Origin of the sequence: Variovorax sp. Root411 (assembly GCF_001425205.1) — a bacterium.
GTDB lineage: Bacteria > Pseudomonadota > Gammaproteobacteria > Burkholderiales > Burkholderiaceae_C > Variovorax.
The window spans coordinates 1-17,052 of sequence record NZ_LMDW01000010.1; the positions used below are offsets into that span (position 1 = coordinate 1).

17 protein-coding genes and 2 pseudogenes are annotated in these 17,052 nt (G+C 63.7%); 9 read left to right on the plus strand and 10 right to left on the minus strand.

Features of this window, described 5'->3' with window-relative positions; all coding sequences use genetic code 11:
• Positions 1–790: 790 nt before the first annotated feature.
• The 5 genes from ASC92_RS10935 to ASC92_RS10955 all read right to left on the minus strand — a co-directional run bounded on the left by ASC92_RS10935 (position 791) and on the right by ASC92_RS10955 (position 4,492).
• Positions 791–988: a hypothetical protein gene (locus tag ASC92_RS10935; protein ID WP_082519572.1), complete on the minus strand. Its 198-nt coding sequence runs from the start codon at positions 986–988 to the stop codon at positions 791–793.
• Complete coding sequence (gene istB / locus ASC92_RS10940; protein WP_414820407.1) at positions 985–1,770, minus strand: IS21-like element helper ATPase IstB; 786 nt, start codon at positions 1,768–1,770, stop codon at positions 985–987. Before istB ends, ASC92_RS10935 begins: the two co-directional genes overlap by 4 nt.
• A 22-nt stretch (positions 1,771–1,792) precedes the next feature.
• Positions 1,793–3,301 (minus strand): IS21 family transposase, encoded by a 1,509-nt coding sequence (gene istA / locus ASC92_RS10945; protein ID WP_056514665.1) that lies wholly within the window; start codon positions 3,299–3,301, stop codon positions 1,793–1,795.
• A gap of 10 nt (positions 3,302–3,311) precedes the next feature.
• Positions 3,312–3,752 carry a hypothetical protein gene (locus ASC92_RS10950; RefSeq protein ID WP_056514669.1) on the minus strand — a complete coding sequence of 147 codons (441 nt, stop codon included), beginning with the start codon at positions 3,750–3,752 and terminating at the stop codon, positions 3,312–3,314.
• Positions 3,753–4,258: 506 nt separating this feature from the next.
• Positions 4,259–4,492, minus strand: coding sequence for a hypothetical protein (locus ASC92_RS10955; protein ID WP_157609040.1), 234 nt, complete (start codon positions 4,490–4,492; stop codon positions 4,259–4,261).
• A 408-nt stretch (positions 4,493–4,900) separates the two neighbouring features.
• Here ASC92_RS10955 and ASC92_RS10960 point away from each other — a divergent pair, with 408 nt between their 5' ends.
• Positions 4,901–5,599 (plus strand): alpha/beta family hydrolase, encoded by a 699-nt coding sequence (locus tag ASC92_RS10960; RefSeq protein WP_056514675.1) that lies wholly within the window; start codon positions 4,901–4,903, stop codon positions 5,597–5,599.
• Positions 5,596–6,753, plus strand: coding sequence for a hypothetical protein (locus ASC92_RS10965; protein ID WP_235505781.1), 1,158 nt, complete (start codon positions 5,596–5,598; stop codon positions 6,751–6,753). Before ASC92_RS10960 ends, ASC92_RS10965 begins: the two co-directional genes overlap by 4 nt.
• Positions 6,754–6,774: 21 nt before the next feature.
• On the opposite strand, the gene ASC92_RS10970 is transcribed toward ASC92_RS10965, so the two are convergent.
• Positions 6,775–7,554, minus strand: coding sequence for a hypothetical protein (locus ASC92_RS10970; protein ID WP_056514679.1), 780 nt, complete (start codon positions 7,552–7,554; stop codon positions 6,775–6,777).
• A 390-nt stretch (positions 7,555–7,944) separates the two neighbouring features.
• Between ASC92_RS10970 and ASC92_RS10975 the strand changes: the two genes are divergently transcribed.
• A complete protein-coding gene (locus ASC92_RS10975; protein ID WP_056514682.1) occupies positions 7,945–8,556 on the plus strand; it encodes a type IV toxin-antitoxin system AbiEi family antitoxin domain-containing protein in 612 nt (203 codons plus the stop codon).
• A pseudogene (locus tag ASC92_RS10980) lies at positions 8,553–9,424 on the plus strand (nucleotidyl transferase AbiEii/AbiGii toxin family protein). The gene ASC92_RS10975 and the pseudogene ASC92_RS10980 overlap by 4 nt, the downstream one beginning before the upstream one ends.
• 1,016 nt (positions 9,425–10,440) lie before the next feature.
• On the opposite strand, the gene ASC92_RS10985 reads toward ASC92_RS10980, so the two are convergent.
• The 4 genes from ASC92_RS10985 to ASC92_RS11000 all read right to left on the minus strand — a co-directional run bounded on the left by ASC92_RS10985 (position 10,441) and on the right by ASC92_RS11000 (position 12,636).
• On the minus strand, positions 10,441–10,752 hold the full coding sequence (locus tag ASC92_RS10985; protein ID WP_056514685.1) for a type II toxin-antitoxin system RelE/ParE family toxin: 312 nt from the start codon (positions 10,750–10,752) through the stop codon (positions 10,441–10,443).
• The gene (locus ASC92_RS10990; protein WP_056514687.1) at positions 10,749–11,051 is read right to left on the minus strand and encodes a YlcI/YnfO family protein; all 303 of its coding nucleotides are present in this window, start codon (positions 11,049–11,051) and stop codon (positions 10,749–10,751) included. The genes ASC92_RS10985 and ASC92_RS10990 overlap by 4 nt, the downstream gene beginning before the upstream one ends.
• Positions 11,052–11,079: 28 nt before the next feature.
• On the minus strand, positions 11,080–11,223 hold the full coding sequence (locus ASC92_RS28575; RefSeq protein ID WP_157609041.1) for a hypothetical protein: 144 nt from the start codon (positions 11,221–11,223) through the stop codon (positions 11,080–11,082).
• 840 nt (positions 11,224–12,063) lie between these two features.
• Complete coding sequence (locus ASC92_RS11000; RefSeq protein WP_056514694.1) at positions 12,064–12,636, minus strand: helix-turn-helix domain-containing protein; 573 nt, start codon at positions 12,634–12,636, stop codon at positions 12,064–12,066.
• Positions 12,637–12,875: 239 nt separating this feature from the next.
• Here ASC92_RS11000 and ASC92_RS11005 point away from each other — a divergent pair, with 239 nt between their 5' ends.
• From ASC92_RS11005 to ASC92_RS11020, 5 genes and pseudogenes are all read left to right on the plus strand, one after another.
• Positions 12,876–13,067 carry a helix-turn-helix transcriptional regulator gene (locus ASC92_RS11005; protein WP_321164582.1) on the plus strand — a complete coding sequence of 64 codons (192 nt, stop codon included), beginning with the start codon at positions 12,876–12,878 and terminating at the stop codon, positions 13,065–13,067.
• 218 nt (positions 13,068–13,285) lie between these two features.
• Positions 13,286–13,612, plus strand: a pseudogene (locus ASC92_RS28015) (transposase); the annotation flags it as partial.
• Between the two features lie 151 nt (positions 13,613–13,763).
• Entirely contained in the window at positions 13,764–14,270 is a 507-nt protein-coding gene (locus ASC92_RS11010; RefSeq protein WP_056514702.1) for an RDD family protein, read from the plus strand.
• Positions 14,267–14,737 (plus strand): hypothetical protein, encoded by a 471-nt coding sequence (locus tag ASC92_RS11015; RefSeq protein WP_056514705.1) that lies wholly within the window; start codon positions 14,267–14,269, stop codon positions 14,735–14,737. The genes ASC92_RS11010 and ASC92_RS11015 overlap by 4 nt, the downstream gene beginning before the upstream one ends.
• A gap of 144 nt (positions 14,738–14,881) precedes the next feature.
• Positions 14,882–16,687, plus strand: a complete 1,806-nt coding sequence (locus ASC92_RS11020; protein WP_082519573.1) for a serine/threonine protein kinase — start codon at positions 14,882–14,884, stop codon at positions 16,685–16,687.
• The last annotated feature ends 365 nt before the right edge of the window (positions 16,688–17,052 follow it).

The following is a 17,052-nucleotide window of genomic DNA, read 5'->3' on the forward strand; positions in this document are numbered from 1 at the left end:
CTTGCTCGAACACGTTGCCTTCCATCTTGGCCTCCTGCCATGAGGGGGGTCAATTCCTCATGTCGTCAGGGGGGCAGTTTGTCGTGTCGCCTGACAGAGCTGGAACACTCGGCATGAGCTGCCGTTCCCCTGAGATCGATGGACCGAGAAAGAGGCGCGAAAACGGCCACAGTCGGTCGGATGTGTCGAGGGCGAAACGACGAACTTGCCCATGGAAATGCCGATATTTGGAATCTAATTTATCCGGGATTCGCAGGCTTGAACCAACCTGCGTGAGCCAACTAGGAACTCGGTTGGCTGCAGCTCTACAGACCAACAAGGCGACGAAGGTCGCAATACGGAGCCCGCACGGGGCGAGTTTCGCCTCATGACCAGGAGTTGCGTACGGCACGAATAAACCACTGCCATTGCAACCGGTACCATTATAACTTTGATCGACGATAAATATCGATCATTAGCCTGTTTGATGTTAATGGGCCGCTTCGGACCCGAACGGACGTCTCCAAGAAACAGCTGTTGCAGCACCGAGAAACTCTCGTGCGGCTGTTGCGCACAGTGCAGCTTGAGAGAGTCGAAGACCGCATGGTGCGCGTGGAATGCCTCCGACGGCCGCAGTTCTTCGCCGAGCAGCTCACGCGTGTTAACGGCGGTCAGAACCCGCCTCTATTCGGCGGCGAGGTGGCGGTTTTGGATCACGGGCAAGGATTTCGGCGCGACCAGTGTCAAGGGCCGCGAAGCGGCCCTGATGAAGACGTCGCCGATGATGACCGGCGCCGTTATTCGGCGACGATCAGAACGGCTCGTTGGGATCGAAGGCCGGCTGCGGCTGGCCGGGCACGAGTTGCTCGCGCCAAGCCTGCTGCACCTGAGGCCCGTACATGGCCCACAAGCTCTCTCGCATGGCGTGCAGGCACTCGAAGACGGCCAGCGCCTGCTCGGGGGACCAGTGCGTAGGCAGCGCCGGCGCCACGACTTTCCGGCGCTTCACGACTGGCCCTTGCGCGCGGCGGTGGGCTTGACCGCACGTTGCTTCGTGCGCGCAGCCAGCCGCTCATGTGCTTCCTTGGCGCGGTATGACTCGCCCTCGATGCGCACGACCTCGGCGCGGTGCATGAGCCGGTCGACCAGCGAGACGACGCAGGCCGCGCTGGGGAAGACCTCGCCCCATTCGGCAAACGCTCTGTTCGTAGTGATGACGGTGCTCTTGGTCTGGTAGCGGCGACTGACGAGCTCGAACAGCAGGTCGGCGTGGCGGTTGGAGTACGACAGGTAGCCGACCTCGTCGATGACGAGCAGGTCGGGCGCCGCGTAGTGACGCAGGCGCCGGCGCAGTGTCGAGTCGCTGTCCAATGCCGCGAGGTCGCCGAGCAACTGCCCGGCCGTGACGAACAGAGCCGTGTGGCCGGCGAGCACTGCCTGGTAGCCCAGGTTGCACGCGCACATCGTCTTGCCCACACCGTTGGGGCCGACGAGGACGACGTTGCTCGCGTCGGCGAGGAACTGCAGCGTCATGAGGTCTTCAACCGCGGCGCGGTCGACCTGCGCGGGCCAGTTCCAGTCGAAGTCGGCGAGCGGCTTGAAGCGGCCGATGTGAGCATCGCGCAGACGGCGCTCGAGGCTGCGGCGGCCGCGCTCGTCGGCTTCCCAGCCCAGCCACTGCGCGATGCGGCGCGCCGACTCGGGCTCGGCCATCACCTCGGGCCAGTGGACCAGCAGGCCGTGCAGGCGAAGGTTCGTGGCCAGCGTGTGCAACTCGTCGGGGTCGATCACGGCGCGGTCGCTCACCGGGGGATTACTCGTCATGGGACGCTCCTTCGTCGGCGGGGCCGATGCGGTCGTAGGAAGCCAGCGCATGCGAGCGCACCGGCGCGTCGCGACGCGCGACGTCCTCGCTCAGATGCAGGGCGGTCGGCGGCGGCAGGCCCTGCTCCTCGCGCGCACGCTCCAGGGCGAGCCGCACAGCGTTCGGATGCGGCACGCCCTGGGCCAGCGCGCAGCCGATGGCTGCTTGCAGCGCGGCAGCGCCGTAGCGATCGAGCAGGCGCAGCAGCGCCGCGGTGACGGTGCCCAGGTTGTGACCACGCTCGGCCGCGCGCTCGAGCAAGGCCGCGCTCGCTGGCGCGGCGTGGGCGAGACGGTCGACGCCGCGGTGCGCGTGGGCCTGGTGCTTGCGTTCGATGAGCGCGGCGATGTAGGCCGCGTCCTCGATCTGGGCGCCGGCGTCGTAGCTGCGCGCGTGGGCGGCGAGCTCGGCCGTGCCGTCGAAGATGCGCACGCGGTGCTCATCGGCGACGACGGCGAGCGTGCGACGCACATGCGTGTGCGGCACCGAGTAGTCATTCAGGTCGAAGCGAACATAGGGCGTCTTGCCGACCTGCACCGCCACACGCTCACCGAGCGCGAACTCGCGCTGCGGCAAGGCCAGCAGGCTGGCACGTTCAAGCTCGAACGCCTCGCCCACGCTGAGCCGGCTGTCCTCGGGCCAGCGCCGGTCGCAGGCCGGGCCCTCGCACCAGGCGCGCGCCTGCGCATTGAGGTCGGCCAGGTCGACGAACTCGCGTGCGGCGAAGAAGCTGTCGCGGATGTAACGGATGCTGCGCTCCACGCGACCCTTCTCATTGCCGCGCGCCACCGCGACAGGACGCGGCTCGAAACGGTAGTGGGCGGCCAGGGCGAGCAACTCGGGGTTGAAACGGATCGCGTCACGCACGCGCTCGAGCACGGCGCTCTTGAGGTTGTCGTACAGGACGACCCTGGCACAGCCGTTGAAGGCGGCGCAGGCCTCGATGTGGCCACGCAGGAAGCTGTCCATGCGGGCGTCGAGGAAGAAGCGCAGGAAGATGCGCCGCGAGTAGCTCAGCACCATCACGAAGGCCATCAGAGGGCGCCTCGCGCGGCCGATCTGCAGGTGGCCGAAGTGGCCCCAGTCGACTTGCGCTTGCTCGCCCACCAGCGTGCGCAGGCGCAGGAACGCCTCGGCAGTGGGCCGCGGGCGCAGGCCAGCGATGACGTGGCGGAAGTGCTCGGGACTGCCGCGGTAGCCGCGCTCGTGCACCATCACGAACAGCCGCGCGGCAGTGAGCGTGGGGAACTTGGCCAGGGTCTGGAGGATAAAGGGGCGGTACGGGTCGACCCGGCTGGGTCGCAGCGGCGAGGCCTCGGTCGGCAGCCCCGCCTGCGCGAGCACGCGCTGCACGGTGCTGCGATGCACGTGTAGTTGGCTGGCGATGGTGCCCACGCGCCAGTGCTCGGCTTGGTACAGGCGCAGGATCTGCGCGCTCAGGTCGGCTGGAATGACCAAGGTGACTCCTTCAAGGGCAGGGTTCGACGACGCGAACGGGCCAGCGCGTGCCGCGGCCGTGGCGCAGGAAGCCCAGGCGAGCCCAGGGCGACAGTGCCGCCGCGCAGCGTCGGCAGAGTGCCCAGGCGATCGATGTGGGCTTGGCAACGACGACGGCTTCGGCGGCTTGCTCGTTCGGGGTCAGTGGAGCATCGAGGGCCGTGACCGGGGAACCCTGGTGCGTCACGAAATTGATGGCGGTACTGGCCGCGACGTCCCCGTCACAGGCGAGCCGGTCGACCTCGCGTTGGCGCTGTCGCCAGCGGCGAGAACGCGCAGCGTGAGCGATGCGCCCGGCACGACTACGCTGGTAGCGCTCGGCGGCCTCGCGCCGCGACGCGCTGCGCGCCGCGCGGGAACAGGCGCGGCCGCAATAGCGCTGGCCGCGATCGCAGCGGCTGCACAGCAGCACCTGCGCATGGCAACGCGCGCATACGAACAGGCGGGCAGGATGGTCGGCCAGGCGCGTCTCTCCTCGGGAGAAGCTCTCCCCCGAGAGCGCCCAAGCTCGACGCGGCGCCCCGCATCGCACTGGACGAGGACGTCCAGCAATGCAACACTGGCGCTGCATCCGCAGCTTTGGCTCCGGTGTAGGGCACGGCGTTCGGTGCTAATGCTTCCCGGCTATCAGGGCCGACGCCGTGCCCGCCTATGACTCGGGGCACGCCGTGGTTCTACTCCACGTCCGCGGATACCGTCTGCCCCCACGCGCTCAACCGGCCCAGCCCTCCCGGGCTCACGCCAACTCCCCGACAACGCCACGATCGTCGATCGCCAACGCCTGAGCAGGCCGCCCTGCAGGGCGGCCTGCTCAGGCGTCTCTCGTGCATCAAGCCATCGACAACAAAGCCGAGCTTCTGCACGCCTCGTCCAAAACCGCCGTCTCACCGCCGGATAAGCGCGGTTCCTGACCGCCGTTCACACACGCGCCAGGCGCAGACCTGACATCAGCTGCAAGCAACCGACCGTGGATGCGTCGCGCGCGTGGCAGACCAGCCGGTGCAGCGAGCGCCCGTGCGCCCCATACAACACCTCGGCATCGGCGCCGAGAAACGGACGCAGCGCCTCAAGAATACCGACCTCGCGCGGCGTGAAAGAAACTGGGGAAGTGAAGGAGGAAGACGAAGACATCGAAGACGACGAAGCGTTCATGACGATGAACTCCTGTGGAAGGCACAGGCGGGATTGCCTGCGTGCCCCCGCGACCCCGTCGCAGCGCAGCGCTCAAGGCCGCCGCAGGCGCGCGGCACGCGCCGAGCACGCGCAGCGCGCGCAGGGCCTTGAACGCGAGAACGAGGGGGTAGCCTCGGGGCTCACAGGCAAGCCCACCCCACCCTCCAAAGGGTCGACGATTGGCGGCTTTGCGACACCGCGGGACTGCGGCCCCGGGCCGCACAAGCCGCGTTCCGCCTGCCTCGCGCGGACTTCCACGCTAAAGTGCGCCGGCCACGCGAGGTCATCCCTCTGCGTCGGACAAAGGGGCACCACTGCATTCCGCTTCAGCGACGCTCGCGGATCACAATCCGGGACTCCCGGCACGGGTGCCCCAACGAAACGACGATGAAAACAGAGCGCCTCACCATCCCCGTCACATCGGACATCGCGGTGTCCGCACTGGCACTGGCGCCAGCCGATCCCGACGCCTGTTTCGTCTTTGCACATGGGGCGGGCGCGGGCATGACGCACCCCTTCATGGAAACCGTCGCGGCCGGGCTGGCGAAGCGGCGCATCGCGACGCTGCGCTACCAGTTTCCGTACATGGAACGCGGCAGCCGGCGCACCGATGCGCCCGCGCTGGCCCACGCCACCGTGCGCGCCGCCGTGCAACGTGCACATGCGCATTTCGGGCCGCTCCGGCTCTTTGCCGGCGGCAAGTCGTTCGGTGGCCGAATGACCTCCCAGGCCCAGGCGCTCGATCCGCTGCCGGACGTCCAGGGTTTGGTTTTCCTTGGCTTCCCGCTGCATCCGGCGGGCAAGCCCTCCAACATCCGCGCCGAGCACCTGACCGAGATCCAGGTGCCGATGCTCTTCATCCAGGGCACGCGAGACAAATTGGCCGAGCAGGACCAGTTGCGTCCCGTGCGCCGACGCCTGGGCTCTTGGGCCACCGTGATGGAGATCGACGGTGCCGACCATGGATTCGGCGTCCTGCGACGCGACGGCCGCTCAGCCGAGGATGCGATCGAAGAAGTGCTCGACGGCGTGGCCGTCTGGACCAGCGCCTGGCGGCTCGAATTCTGTCTTCATATGAATACATGAACCACCTCTTGGTAGGGCCCGACGCGGACATCGTGCTGAATGCGGCCCACATGGCACAGCCTGGCGCGAAGTTCGAGGTGAAGCGCGACTTCCAGGCGAACGCACAGCAGCTCGAGCAGCTTCAGAACGCGCGCAACGCCATCGAGCGAATCAACCCGGCGGCCGCGGGCGCGTTCTCCGGCCGTCGCGGCACGGCAAACAGCGGCGTGCAGGAGCAGACCCAGGTAGACCAGGCCAACCAGTCCCTCGCGCACATGATGGGCAACCAGAAGCGGGCGCGCACGCAGGTGGGCGACATGCTCGTGGCGATGATCGTGCAGGACATCGGGTCGAGCCAGCACGCGGTCGTCATCGAGGGCGACGACGTGACGCCGGCGCGCACCGTGGTGCTCAACAAGCCAGAGGCAGACCCACTCACCGGCGTTCCCTACCTCTCCAACGACCTGCAGCGCACCATGCTGCAAGTCGGCCTCCAGGACGTGCCCAGCTCGCCGACCTACCGCGGCCAGCAGCTCAATGCGTTGTCCGAGTCGATCAAGAGCCTGCCGCCGCAGTACCAGGCGGCCGCGATGCCGTTCCTGGCCAGCCTCATGGACGTGCCGTTCAAGCGCGCCCTCGTGGAGGCCCTGCGCAACGCCGCGGCGCAGGAGTCGCCCGAGCAGGTGGAGAAGCGCATCCAGAAGGCCGTGGCCGACGCGCTGGCCAAGGCCGGCAACGACCTCAAGGCGCGCGAGCTGGACATGAAGGAGCGCAAGACCGAAGCCGAGATCCGCAAGCTGATGGCCGATGCGGTGCAGGTGGGCGTGCAGGCTGCCTTCGCGGCGATGCAGGGTGGCGCGCAGGTGGCGCAGATGCCCATGGTCGCGCCCATCGCGGACGCCATCATGCAGGGTGCCGGCTACAAGCGGCCCATGCAGGGCGGCGACGATCCGAACTTCCCGACGCCAGCGCAGACGGCGGCCATGAACATCAAGGACCCGTACATCCAGGGGCAGGGGCCTGCGCTGGTGGCGCCCGAGGCGCAGGGGGAGGCGAGCGCCGCGCTGCCCGTGCGCGAGAACACCAGCCCGACGTTCCCTGCACGTGCGGGGGAAGGGGCCAACGGCATGGACGGCATCGAGACGGCACGCCCCACGGACAACGTGCCAGCCTGAGCGAAGTGTCGGTCTACTGGGCTACGGGGACGCCTTAATCAGCGCTCCGAACAGACTGACCAGCCCGGCGCCTGCCGCGCCGATCCCAGCGGTCACGGCAACGCCAATCAGGAATTGGCCGAACCAGTGAAGGCTGCGCGTCGGCCTGAAGAATTTGATGTTGGGAGCCATGGCGCCAATTGCGCGGCCCGCAATGTTGTGGAGGAATTGCCAGATTGGCAGATAGAAAAAGAATAAAACAATGAAGCCAACCAGCGCGGGGTTGTCCACGTTCAAACGAGGCGCGAGTTTCACGGCCTGCCAAAGGCTGAATGCCAGAACGAGCAACGTGCCGACGACCTGAATCAATAGCGGCGTCCAGGGAGTTCGAACTACCCCACTGTGGTTGTTGCACTTCTTAAGGCAGTCGTCCACTGCGGAAAACGAACCGTCCATCCAGTCTTTGCTTTCGGATGAGGACACGAGCCAGCAAGCATTGTCGTCACCGGCATCCAGCTTCAACTCCAGGAAAGATCCTGCCGCTCTATTGGTCTTGATGCTTTCCATTGACTCGACCGTGAGGACCAAGCGTTCGACTTTGGCGGCCTGCTTCCAATAGCCAATCACATCGTCGGCTGTGTAGGCCTTGTAGCCACGGTTGTCGAAGCGGATCACGAACATCGGAGCCTTCACCTCCTCCGTCTGATTCACCGTCTGGGTTGGGATGCCTGTCCTAGCCCAGAAGATGTCGCACAGCTCGCGCACGGTGTCCTCGGTCACGGTGACCGAGCGGATTTTCTTGTCCCTCAGGAAGTGCGCCATTTATCTTAGCTTTCCGAATATTTTGGCGAAGCATACGTGAGGTCTTGGGGGGAGTCATGGCCCCCCTGTAGGGGTCGTGCGCCGCGGCTCTCCCGAGGACGATCACCTCGTCAACGGGTAGCGGCCAAGACAACCAACCCAGAGCCCTGTGTTCTGGCATCCCACCTCCGCGAGGAGGACGGCCGCTACCGGGGATGCCAGACCACAGGGCTCTTGCCATTCAGCAAGGAGCTGCTCCGTGACTGGTCCCAATCCCATCATCATTCCGACCGTCGGCCCTCCAAGTTTTTGTCCGCATCCCCACTGGCTCAGTTTCCGGTCGGCGCCAACAGCCATTGCATTATCTAGTCATTTATTGACAAATGACTAATTATTGCAACATACTTCAGGATGGACTCGAATCCAACGCTCGAACAAGCCGTGCTCGCGCTCGCCGGGCGTCGACCACTGCTGCGCGCGCGCGAACTGGCTGAGCAGGGCCTGCCGACAGTGATGCTCAGCAGACTGGTTTCAGCCGGCAAGCTCGAGCGCATCGCCCGCGGCGTGTACAGCCTGCCGGGACGCGCGCTCGGCGAGCACCGGTCTCTGGCCGAGGTAGCCCTGCGCGTGCCGCGTGGCGTGGTATGCCTGCTGTCGGCGCTGCGCGTCCATGGCATCGGCACGCAGGCCCCGTTCGAGGCCTGGTTGGCGATCCCCCATCACTCGCCCACACCCCGGCTGGACCAGCCTGCTCTGCGCGTGGTACGCATGTCGGGGACGGCGCTGACCGAAGGCATTGAGCCGGTCGAGATCGACGGCGTGAAGGTCCCGGTGTTCAACGCGGCCAAGACGGTCGTCGACTGTTTCAAGTACCGCAACAAGATCGGCCTGGACGTGGCACTGGAAGCGCTGCACGATGGCTGGTCGCAGCGCAAGCTGACGATGGATGCGCTCTGGCACTACGCCAGAGTGGATCGCGTGGTCAACGTCATGCGGCCCTATCTGGAAAGTGTCACCGCATGAGCCGCAACCTCGCGGCCTCCATCCGGGCCCGCTTGAAGCAGCACGCCGATGTCACGAAGCAGGATTTCAACCTGACGCTGACCCACTATGGATTGGAACGGCTGCTGTACCGGCTGTCGGTCTCGGCGCATGCCACCAACTACCTGCTCAAGGGCGCGCTGCTGTTTTCTCTGTGGTACGACCAGCCGCATCGGCCGACGCGCGATGCGGACCTTCGGGGTTCGGCCCACACGACATCGACACCGCTGTGTCGGTGTTCCGCGAGATCTGCCAGATCGAGGTGGCGGATGGCATCGCCTTCGATCCTGCCTCGGTCAAGGGCTCGGTGATCCGCAAGGAGGCGGGCTATGGCGGCGTTCGAATCGACCTGCAGGCGAAGCTGGATGGTGCACGCATCGCGCTGCAGATGGACATCGGTTTTGGCGATGCAGTCACGCCAGCGCCGCAAGCGGTGAGCTACCCTGTGCTCCTCGGAGACCTACCCGCCCCGCAACTGCACTCCTACCCGAAATACACGGTGGTAGCCGAGAAGTTTCACGCAGTGTGCCTTCTGGGCATGGCCAATACCCGCTTGAAGGACTACTTCGATCTCTGGATACTGCTCGCCGAGGATGTCTTGGAAACCGCCGAACTGCGCCGCGCAGTCGAGGCCACGTTCGATCGGCGGAGACTGGCGGTACCCACCACCCTCCCCTCGGGATTGAGCGACGCATTCGTGCAGGATGCTGCGAAGCAAAGGCAATGGGCTGCCTTCCTGAAAAAGAATCGACTCGAGGCTCTGGACCTCGTCGAGGTCGTCGCGCGGTTGCGCGGCATGCTCCAGAAACTCACTCCCGAAGACGCCAGTGTGAGTGAGCAGAACCCGTAGAAAAGGCGCTAGCTCTCGGCCCGCAGGTTCACCCATGCCACTTCGACGCATGAATGACGGCGCACATGTCGACCCGGTGGAAGTGCGGATCCTGCAAGCGATGAAGTCATCGTTGAAGGTACCCACGGTGCTGTCGGGGCGGTGCTTCATGCCTTGGTAGAAGGCCTCGATGATCCCGCTCTTGAAGTCGGACTTCTGCAGTTGAGCCGGTGCAGCGAGCGCCCCTGCGCCTCGAACAGCGCCTCGGACTCCACGCCCAGGAAAGGTCGCAGCGCCTCGAGCACCCGCAGATCGCGCGATGAGAGCGTGCCGGCAGCCTCGCCAGCCGACGACGACGACGAAACGGAAGAAGAAAAGCAAGAGGAGGAAGAAGAGAAAGAAGACGAAGCGTTCATGACGATGAACTCCTGTGGAAGACACAGGGGGGATTGCCTGCGTGCCCCCGCCACCCCGTCGCAGCGCAGCGCTCAAGGCCGCCGCAGGCGCGCGGTACGCGCCGAGCACGCGCAGCGCGCGCAGGGCCTTGAACGCGAGAACGAGGGGGTAGCCTCGGGGCTCACAGGCAAGCTCACCCCACCCTTCGCAGCGCCCCAAAGGACCCCGCATCGTGCGATTTGAGTTCGAGGCGCCAGCCCCGCACCGCGTCCCCACCGCGAGGCGCGGGAATCCGCCGCGCGATGCCCCCCTGAGCTGACAGCACTTGGCTCGGCGGTGGGCTCACGAGACTTGCAATCAACGAGGCGCAGCTTCGACGTTGACGGCCTCGCACACCGGTCGCGGTGCTCGGCCGCTTGCTCGGTCGATGTAACCTTCGGGTGGTGCAATCTGAGCGTTGCCCGCTGAAGTCTTGGCCCACGCCATCGGAGCAGTGATGTCCCAAGGCGTTCACAGATGCAACGATAACGGCGGCACAGATGCCCTTCCCTTCAGCGGTCGCGGAATCGGCTTCGTCGATTGCAACGCATTGGGGGTCGAGGCTAGCATTACCCATCGCGATCGCTGCGTCGAGCTCACTTTCAGTGATAGTCGTCCTCTCGCTGATGCCGAATGGCAGACACCACGATCTCCCTTTCGCTGACGACATGAAACAACGCGACGTAGCCTGAAGCGCCAAATGGAATGACAAGTTCCCGCTCCAGCCGGTCGTCGAAGGCAATTCGACAAGTGAAGGGATTGGTCTCCAGGATTCGGAACTCCCTTCGGATGGCCAGGAGCGCGCGGTCCGGCAACTCCCAGTCTCCATGCTTGAGCGCGACATCAAGAAGAAAGGCTTCAAGACGCTGCAGATCTTCCACCGCTTCGCGCGTCAACCGCACGACGTATGTCACGGGCGCCGTGTGGAGACGCCGCCCCGCTCCGTTTCGATCGCCTTGCGTGCAATGTCGAGCCGGGACTTCATCGCCTCGAGGATCTGGTCTGCCGCATAGGACTCGCCCGTCTCAAGCGCGCGGGCAAGCGACGCGCGTCCACGCGCCACGAATTCCTGCTGCGCCTTGCGACGCCGCGCCGCATCGATCGAAGCCTGCTCAACAAAATGCGACAGCGTTTCGCCATCGAGCAGCACGCCTTCGATCTGTTCTCGAACTGCGGCCGTCACCCGGACCGGAGGGAGTTGGGTCGTCTTCATGGCCCGATTGTATAGCAAATGCTATACATCAGGTCATCCGCAGTGTTTGCGCCAGCGAGGCAGCCGGTGCGACGGCCGCGACGCAGGACTGGCCGCCGGCATCGTCGAGCTGCGCTTGCACTGCGTCGAGCGCCTCGGCAACGCGGTTTCGCTCTGCCTCCGTCGCCGCCACGGCTGGCGCTTCCTCGGCGTCATCACGCGCGGTGTCTGCGAGGCCTGCCCATGGCGGCGCAGCGCGAGGCCATCGACCTGCGCCACGCACTCCACCCAGCCTCAGCCCTTCGCACGCACCTTCTCGGCGAGCGCGCGCAGCTTTTCACGGCCAGCACCTGCAGCAGCACCGGATCGCCCAGGTACGCGCCATCGTCGTTCCCTTCCTCGGCGAAGAAATCGCGCCGGACCGCGCCGCCGCGCGCCTCGTAAGCGGCAATCCGTCCCAGACCGCCTCCTACGCGGCGGGGACGTCCGTCAGCGCCAGCGCCTGCAGTCGGTCGGGCCCGATCTCGTCGGCGCGGTACATCGCAAGAAAGCGCGGTGCGAGCCGCGCCAGCCGGAGCCGGCGTTCCACGGCCACCCGAACCCCCGTCGGACAGCTGCGCCCCGAGTCCGCCATTCGCCCGAGCCTTTGGCAGCATGGCCAAACGGCACGTCGGCTTGCGCGCGGCAACGGGACCACCGCGTCGCAAGGCAAAGCCCCGACCCCATCAGGAGCTCGAGGCACCTTCGCCGAATGATCGGTCGCCGGCACTGCTTCGATCTCGCCACAGGAGAGCCCAGGCATGCCCTGTGAAGCAAGCGGCGATCAGGCGGACGGCAGGTGCCCGCCGCACTTCGCGACGATCCACGCGTAACCGCGTGCCCTGACGCCCACCGCCTGCGCTGTGGTGGTCGGTCGCGGTCCCGGTCCCCGCCCGGGGGACGCCGTTCATCACGGCGCGAGCGCGGAAGGAAGGAAGGAAGGTATCAACGTAGGCGAACGGCCGTCACGACCGATAGGCCCTGCCGCCACACCTCACTCGCGCAGCGTGAACACCACCGAAAGGTAGGAAACCGGCCCCGAATGGATCGCCTCGATCCCATGCAGCGCGGACGCCTCGAACAACAGCGAGTCCCCTGCCCTCACCGAGACCACCTTGGCGCCGTAGCGGTAGCTGACCTCCCCGGACAGGAAGTACAGGAACTTGAGGCCCGGATGCTGGAAGGTCACGTAGGGATCGGCACCGGGCAGCAGCGTGACCAGGTAGGGCTCGACGAACAGGTTGCCCGACAGGAGATGCCCCAGCAGCTCGTAGCGATAGTCGGAAACCGCGCCGACGCGATCCACGACAACGCCCTGCCCCGCGCGCACATGGCAGAAGTCCGTGCGTCGCGCCTGGTCGCCGAAGAAGCGCGACGCCGGCACACCCAAACCATTCGCGAGACGCTCCAAGGTCTCCACCGAAGGCGAGACCAGCCCGCGCTCGATGCGCGAGAGCATCGAAGCAGAAATCCCCGAGGTCTTGGCCAGTTCACCGCCAGACACATCGGCCGCCATGCGAAGCGCCCTCACCTGCGCACCGATGCGCGCCGCGGACAGGCTACGCACGACAGGTGCGGGTTGCCTCGATCTGACGCGCGTGATCGACGCCGGCAGCGTCGGCGATCGCCCGGTGGGAAACGGAGACGGAAGTCGGACATTTCGCATGAACACAGACCCTTCGCAGAAGCAGTAGGCCTATCGATTGTGACTCAAACGCGGCTGACGTAAAAGCAGCTTTCTCGAAGACTTCCGCTGTGACTAGTTCTAGGACTTCTTCGAAGCAACCCGAAGCCTCGGCAAGGGAAGTGCTTGCGTTGAATTTGATCCGGCAGCGTGGGTTGAAGGGATGGTCGCAGGAGGCTCTGGCGTTCGAAGCGGGACTGCATCGGACTTTCGTCGCCCACGTTGAACGTCAAGCGCGCAACATTTCACTCGACAACCTTGAGCGTCTCGCATTGGCATTGGAGCTCAGGCCGTATCAGCTTCTCGAAGAGTAAAGCCGTCGCTTTTGCGAGGCGATCATCGAAATTCGCCCTACATTAAGCGCACACCAAGGCTCACTACGCCCACGGAGAATCATTAAGCACCGCTCACTCCAAGCACGAATAGGTGAAAAGAGGCGCCGACGCGCCTCTGAGACCGCACTCGGCCATCGAAGCCACGCGGTTCGCTCCCACCACGATGTCGTCGCAGTTCCCGAGCGAATGCAAACCCGGTCGCAGCCGATGCCAGGCATCTGGGCGCACGCATCGGTGCCACGCTCGTGCTCCACACCTGGGGCTCGGCCCTGACGCACCATCCGCACATACACGGCATCGTGCCTGGCGGCGGTCTGGCGCCCGACGGCAAGACCTGGATCGCTTGCCGACCTGGCTTCTTCTTGCCTGTGCGCGTGCTCTCACGTTTGTTCCGACGGCGCTTCCTCGAAGGGCTTGAGCAATTGCATCGCGCTGGACGACTGCAGTTCTTCGGCGAGCACGCGGCACTGGCGCACGGGCAGGCCTTCGCCGAATGGTTGGCTCTCAGCTCTTCGACAGCATGGCCTGGTAACCTAGCGGTCAGCACACGGCCAGGAGCGGTCGGTCGTCCTGGCCCCTCGAAGCGCATGCGTGCTGACCGAGTCTTAGATAACAATCGATTAAGTGCCGTCGCTGGCGGCGGAATATCAGAACCTCAAAAGGAGGGAGGGAAACATGGATGCCGCATATCTCAGGCAACACTACGACCGCCTCGAGACCGACGAGTTGATCCGTCTTCGCTCGACTGAGCTGACGCCTGAGGCCAAAGTCGTGCTAGAAGCTGAACTGGCATCTCGGGATGTTCAGCACTCGTTCTCTACAGTGGCTGCCAGCGCCTCTGCGCTACTCCCGCTCGACCAGTCATCGCTGGCGCCGTTGTGGCGTCGATTTGCGGCTGCGGCACTCGACTATGTAGGACTCTTTGTCGTGCTATTCGGTGTGAACTTTCCGACGTATCTGTACACCCCGAAAAATTTCTCTGATTTGGTTGGGTACGCATCTATCGCGGTGGCCTTGGCATACTTGTTTTTCAAGGATGGCCTGAACGGACAGAGTTTTGGGAAGCGACTGCTAAAGATCGATCGCGAGGCCGCCAGCTACACGGCCGAAGTCGGCCAACAGCGGCCGTTCGCTGTGTCGGCTCAATGTTCGCAGGAAGAGCGATTCAAGGAAATGAAATGACATTGGATGAAGAGCAGCTTTTAGCGCGACGCCAGGATGGGCTAGAGATCTTCTACAAGGAGTTGATGCCGGTGCTGGTGGATTTCGTTGACCGCCTCGGAATCCGACCTCCGCACGAAGTCCTCAATCATGCAGAGCAGTTCGCCCCCTATCTGGAGACGGCGCTGGCCGATCTTGAGCCAGCGGATGAAGATGACCGAGTCTGGTTGACCGCGAGGGTCGCGTACTTCGTGGGTGAGTACTTTGTGCAGAAGTACAAAGGTTGCTGGCTCGTGAACGACGTGAAGGGCTCGAAGTCCTTCGCGAGGTATGTTGTGGGCCGGTTCTCAAAGTTTCCCAACGGTGAGTTGATGATCGACCCCTTCGAGGTGTCATTTGCGTTTGTCGGTTCCGCGCGGCCGCGCAAGCTTGGAGATTTCCTTAACGAGGTAGACGACTCCGTGGTGAAAGCCGCAACTCTCCACTAGCGCTCAGCGGCGGGCGCTGGGCATCCGGCAAAACTCGGCCAAGAGCGGTCCTTCAGTTTTTATGCCCAGCAACTGTGCAAGCTCCGAATACCCCGCCTCCTTGCAGATGCTCAACAGTTCTTTTAGAGAGGTAGCCGTAGAGAAATGGAGATCGCTGGATGGAAACTCGGCAAGAGCCTTGGCAAGGGCGGGAACGGCGAAGTCGTAGCAGTCGAACGCAATGGCGTAAACGCAGCCATGAAGCGCCTGATGCGCCCCACTAGAAAGTCGTTGCAAAGATTCACCGACGAGATTGAGGCAATGCGGCGCTGCTCAGACATTCGCGGCGTCTTTCCCGTGCTTGACGCAAGCGTAGACATACAAAATCGTACGGCATGGCTCGTGATGCCCATTGCCAGATCATTGACCGACTCGCTTGGGTCATCTGCCACTTTGGTCAACGTGGTAGCGGCTGTAAAGGATATCGCGGTTACCCTGCGCGACATGCATGCGAGAAAAATCTCGCATCGAGACATAAAGCCCGACAACCTGTTTGCTCTCGATGGTGGCTACTATGTAGGCGACTTCGGACTCGCGCTGTTTGCAGACAAGACGGCAGAGACTACGACCAAAGAACGGATCGGTCCGATTCACTACATAGCCCCAGAGATGTTGAACGAGGCAAAGGACGCTGACGGCAAGCCGGCGGACGTATTCTCTCTCGCAAAAACACTTTGGGTACTTGCGACGGGGCAGAGGTATCCGCTGCCGGGCGCCTACACGGCCGATGTGGATGCGTTTCGGCTGGACGAGTACGTGGTTGAAGATCGAACCGCGCAGCTAGACAAGCTAATCTGTGCTGCGACCCAGTTTGATCCTGCTCTGCGTCCGTCAATGGCGGCGTTCGCTGAAAACCTGGCAGCTTGGCTATCTCCGCCCGGAAGCGCACCACGTCCAGCAATCTCGATCAATGTAGAGGCTTTCGCCGCGAAGCTCGGCGCCCGCATGGCAGCCTATGAGGCAAGGACTGCACGTGAGCAGTCCTTGAATGAACGGCGAATGGCTGTAGGCGCCCGACTTAGAGAGAGGCTACGTCCCCTTGGCGAGGAAGTCGCTGAAGCATTAACGGCGGCCCGCTTTATGTCAGTGCATGCGACATGGCAGAACATTCATTGGGGGGTCGAAGCATCGGGATCAATTCCATCGGACAACGGGGTGTGGATCGCGATCAAGCTCATCATTCACATCAATCCGGCGCTCGACCCCGACATCTACCTCGTGGCTCGACTCGAATTGCAAAGGATTACTACACCGTCTACCGGTGTGATGATCTGGGACAAGAGATGGAGTTTTCTGGAGGGATCAAGTGTCGAAGATCATGCACTCTCTGAGTTGAACGATGTAGTCCGCCAAGAACTTGGCGGCGCTGTGACCCTAGCCATGACTATGGCTCTAGACCCGAATAGATCGAAAGCGAATGAGGAGACCTATCAAGTCCGAGTCCAAGATCAACAGGGCTTGTCAATTTCTGGTGCGGATTTGGTGATTGCCTCGTCCGAAGGTGCCTACCTTCGCTTTGTGTCGGACAGCAGCGGAACCATCCGAACCGGCCTCGCGTTGCCCGCCCAGATAGCTTTCGCGGCGAGTAGAGGCTTCAAAAGCCAAGCTGTCTTGATAAACGGAACCGAAGTGGTTCTCTCGTTGACTGCTGATGCGGCGACGACCGGGGTGATATGTCAACGCGGCTGGACTGCTATACCGGGTTTGCTTGGCAAGTTGAGCTTCATTCACGATGCCCAAGATCGCACCTACGTGTACGGCGAAAACGTGGTTATCAACGGTGGCGCGGTGCATCCTGTTCACTTCGTTCTGGGGGACACACTCCGATTGGTCGGAACTGACGGCCGAGAGGCAAGCGCAACTGTCTGTGCGATCCACGGCTCTTGCTTCTTGTTAGACGTCACCTCCTAACGACACATTTCAGGGCTTGGTTCCGATGAGCCATCGTGTTGTCGTATCGCGTTTCCTTGGGATGGAATGAGGTATCGCTCGGCACCCGAATGCGAGTAACTCTAAGCGCCACCACCGCCCAAGTGTCCCTTTTTGCCACCGAGTCAGATGTCCGCTATGGTTAAGGGTTGTCCAACACCTACCCTCAGGCCGTTGTAATGCTCGGCATCGAGGTGTCACGCGGGCAGGTGTCGAACAACCCTTAACCGAAGCAAGCGTAGAAGCAGGGTAATAGTCCGACGGAGGCCGTCCTTGCCTGATGCGCAGGCTGCAGGAAGCATCTGACCTCAATCGCAGACCCGCTTGGAGGTGTGCGCTAAAGGAGA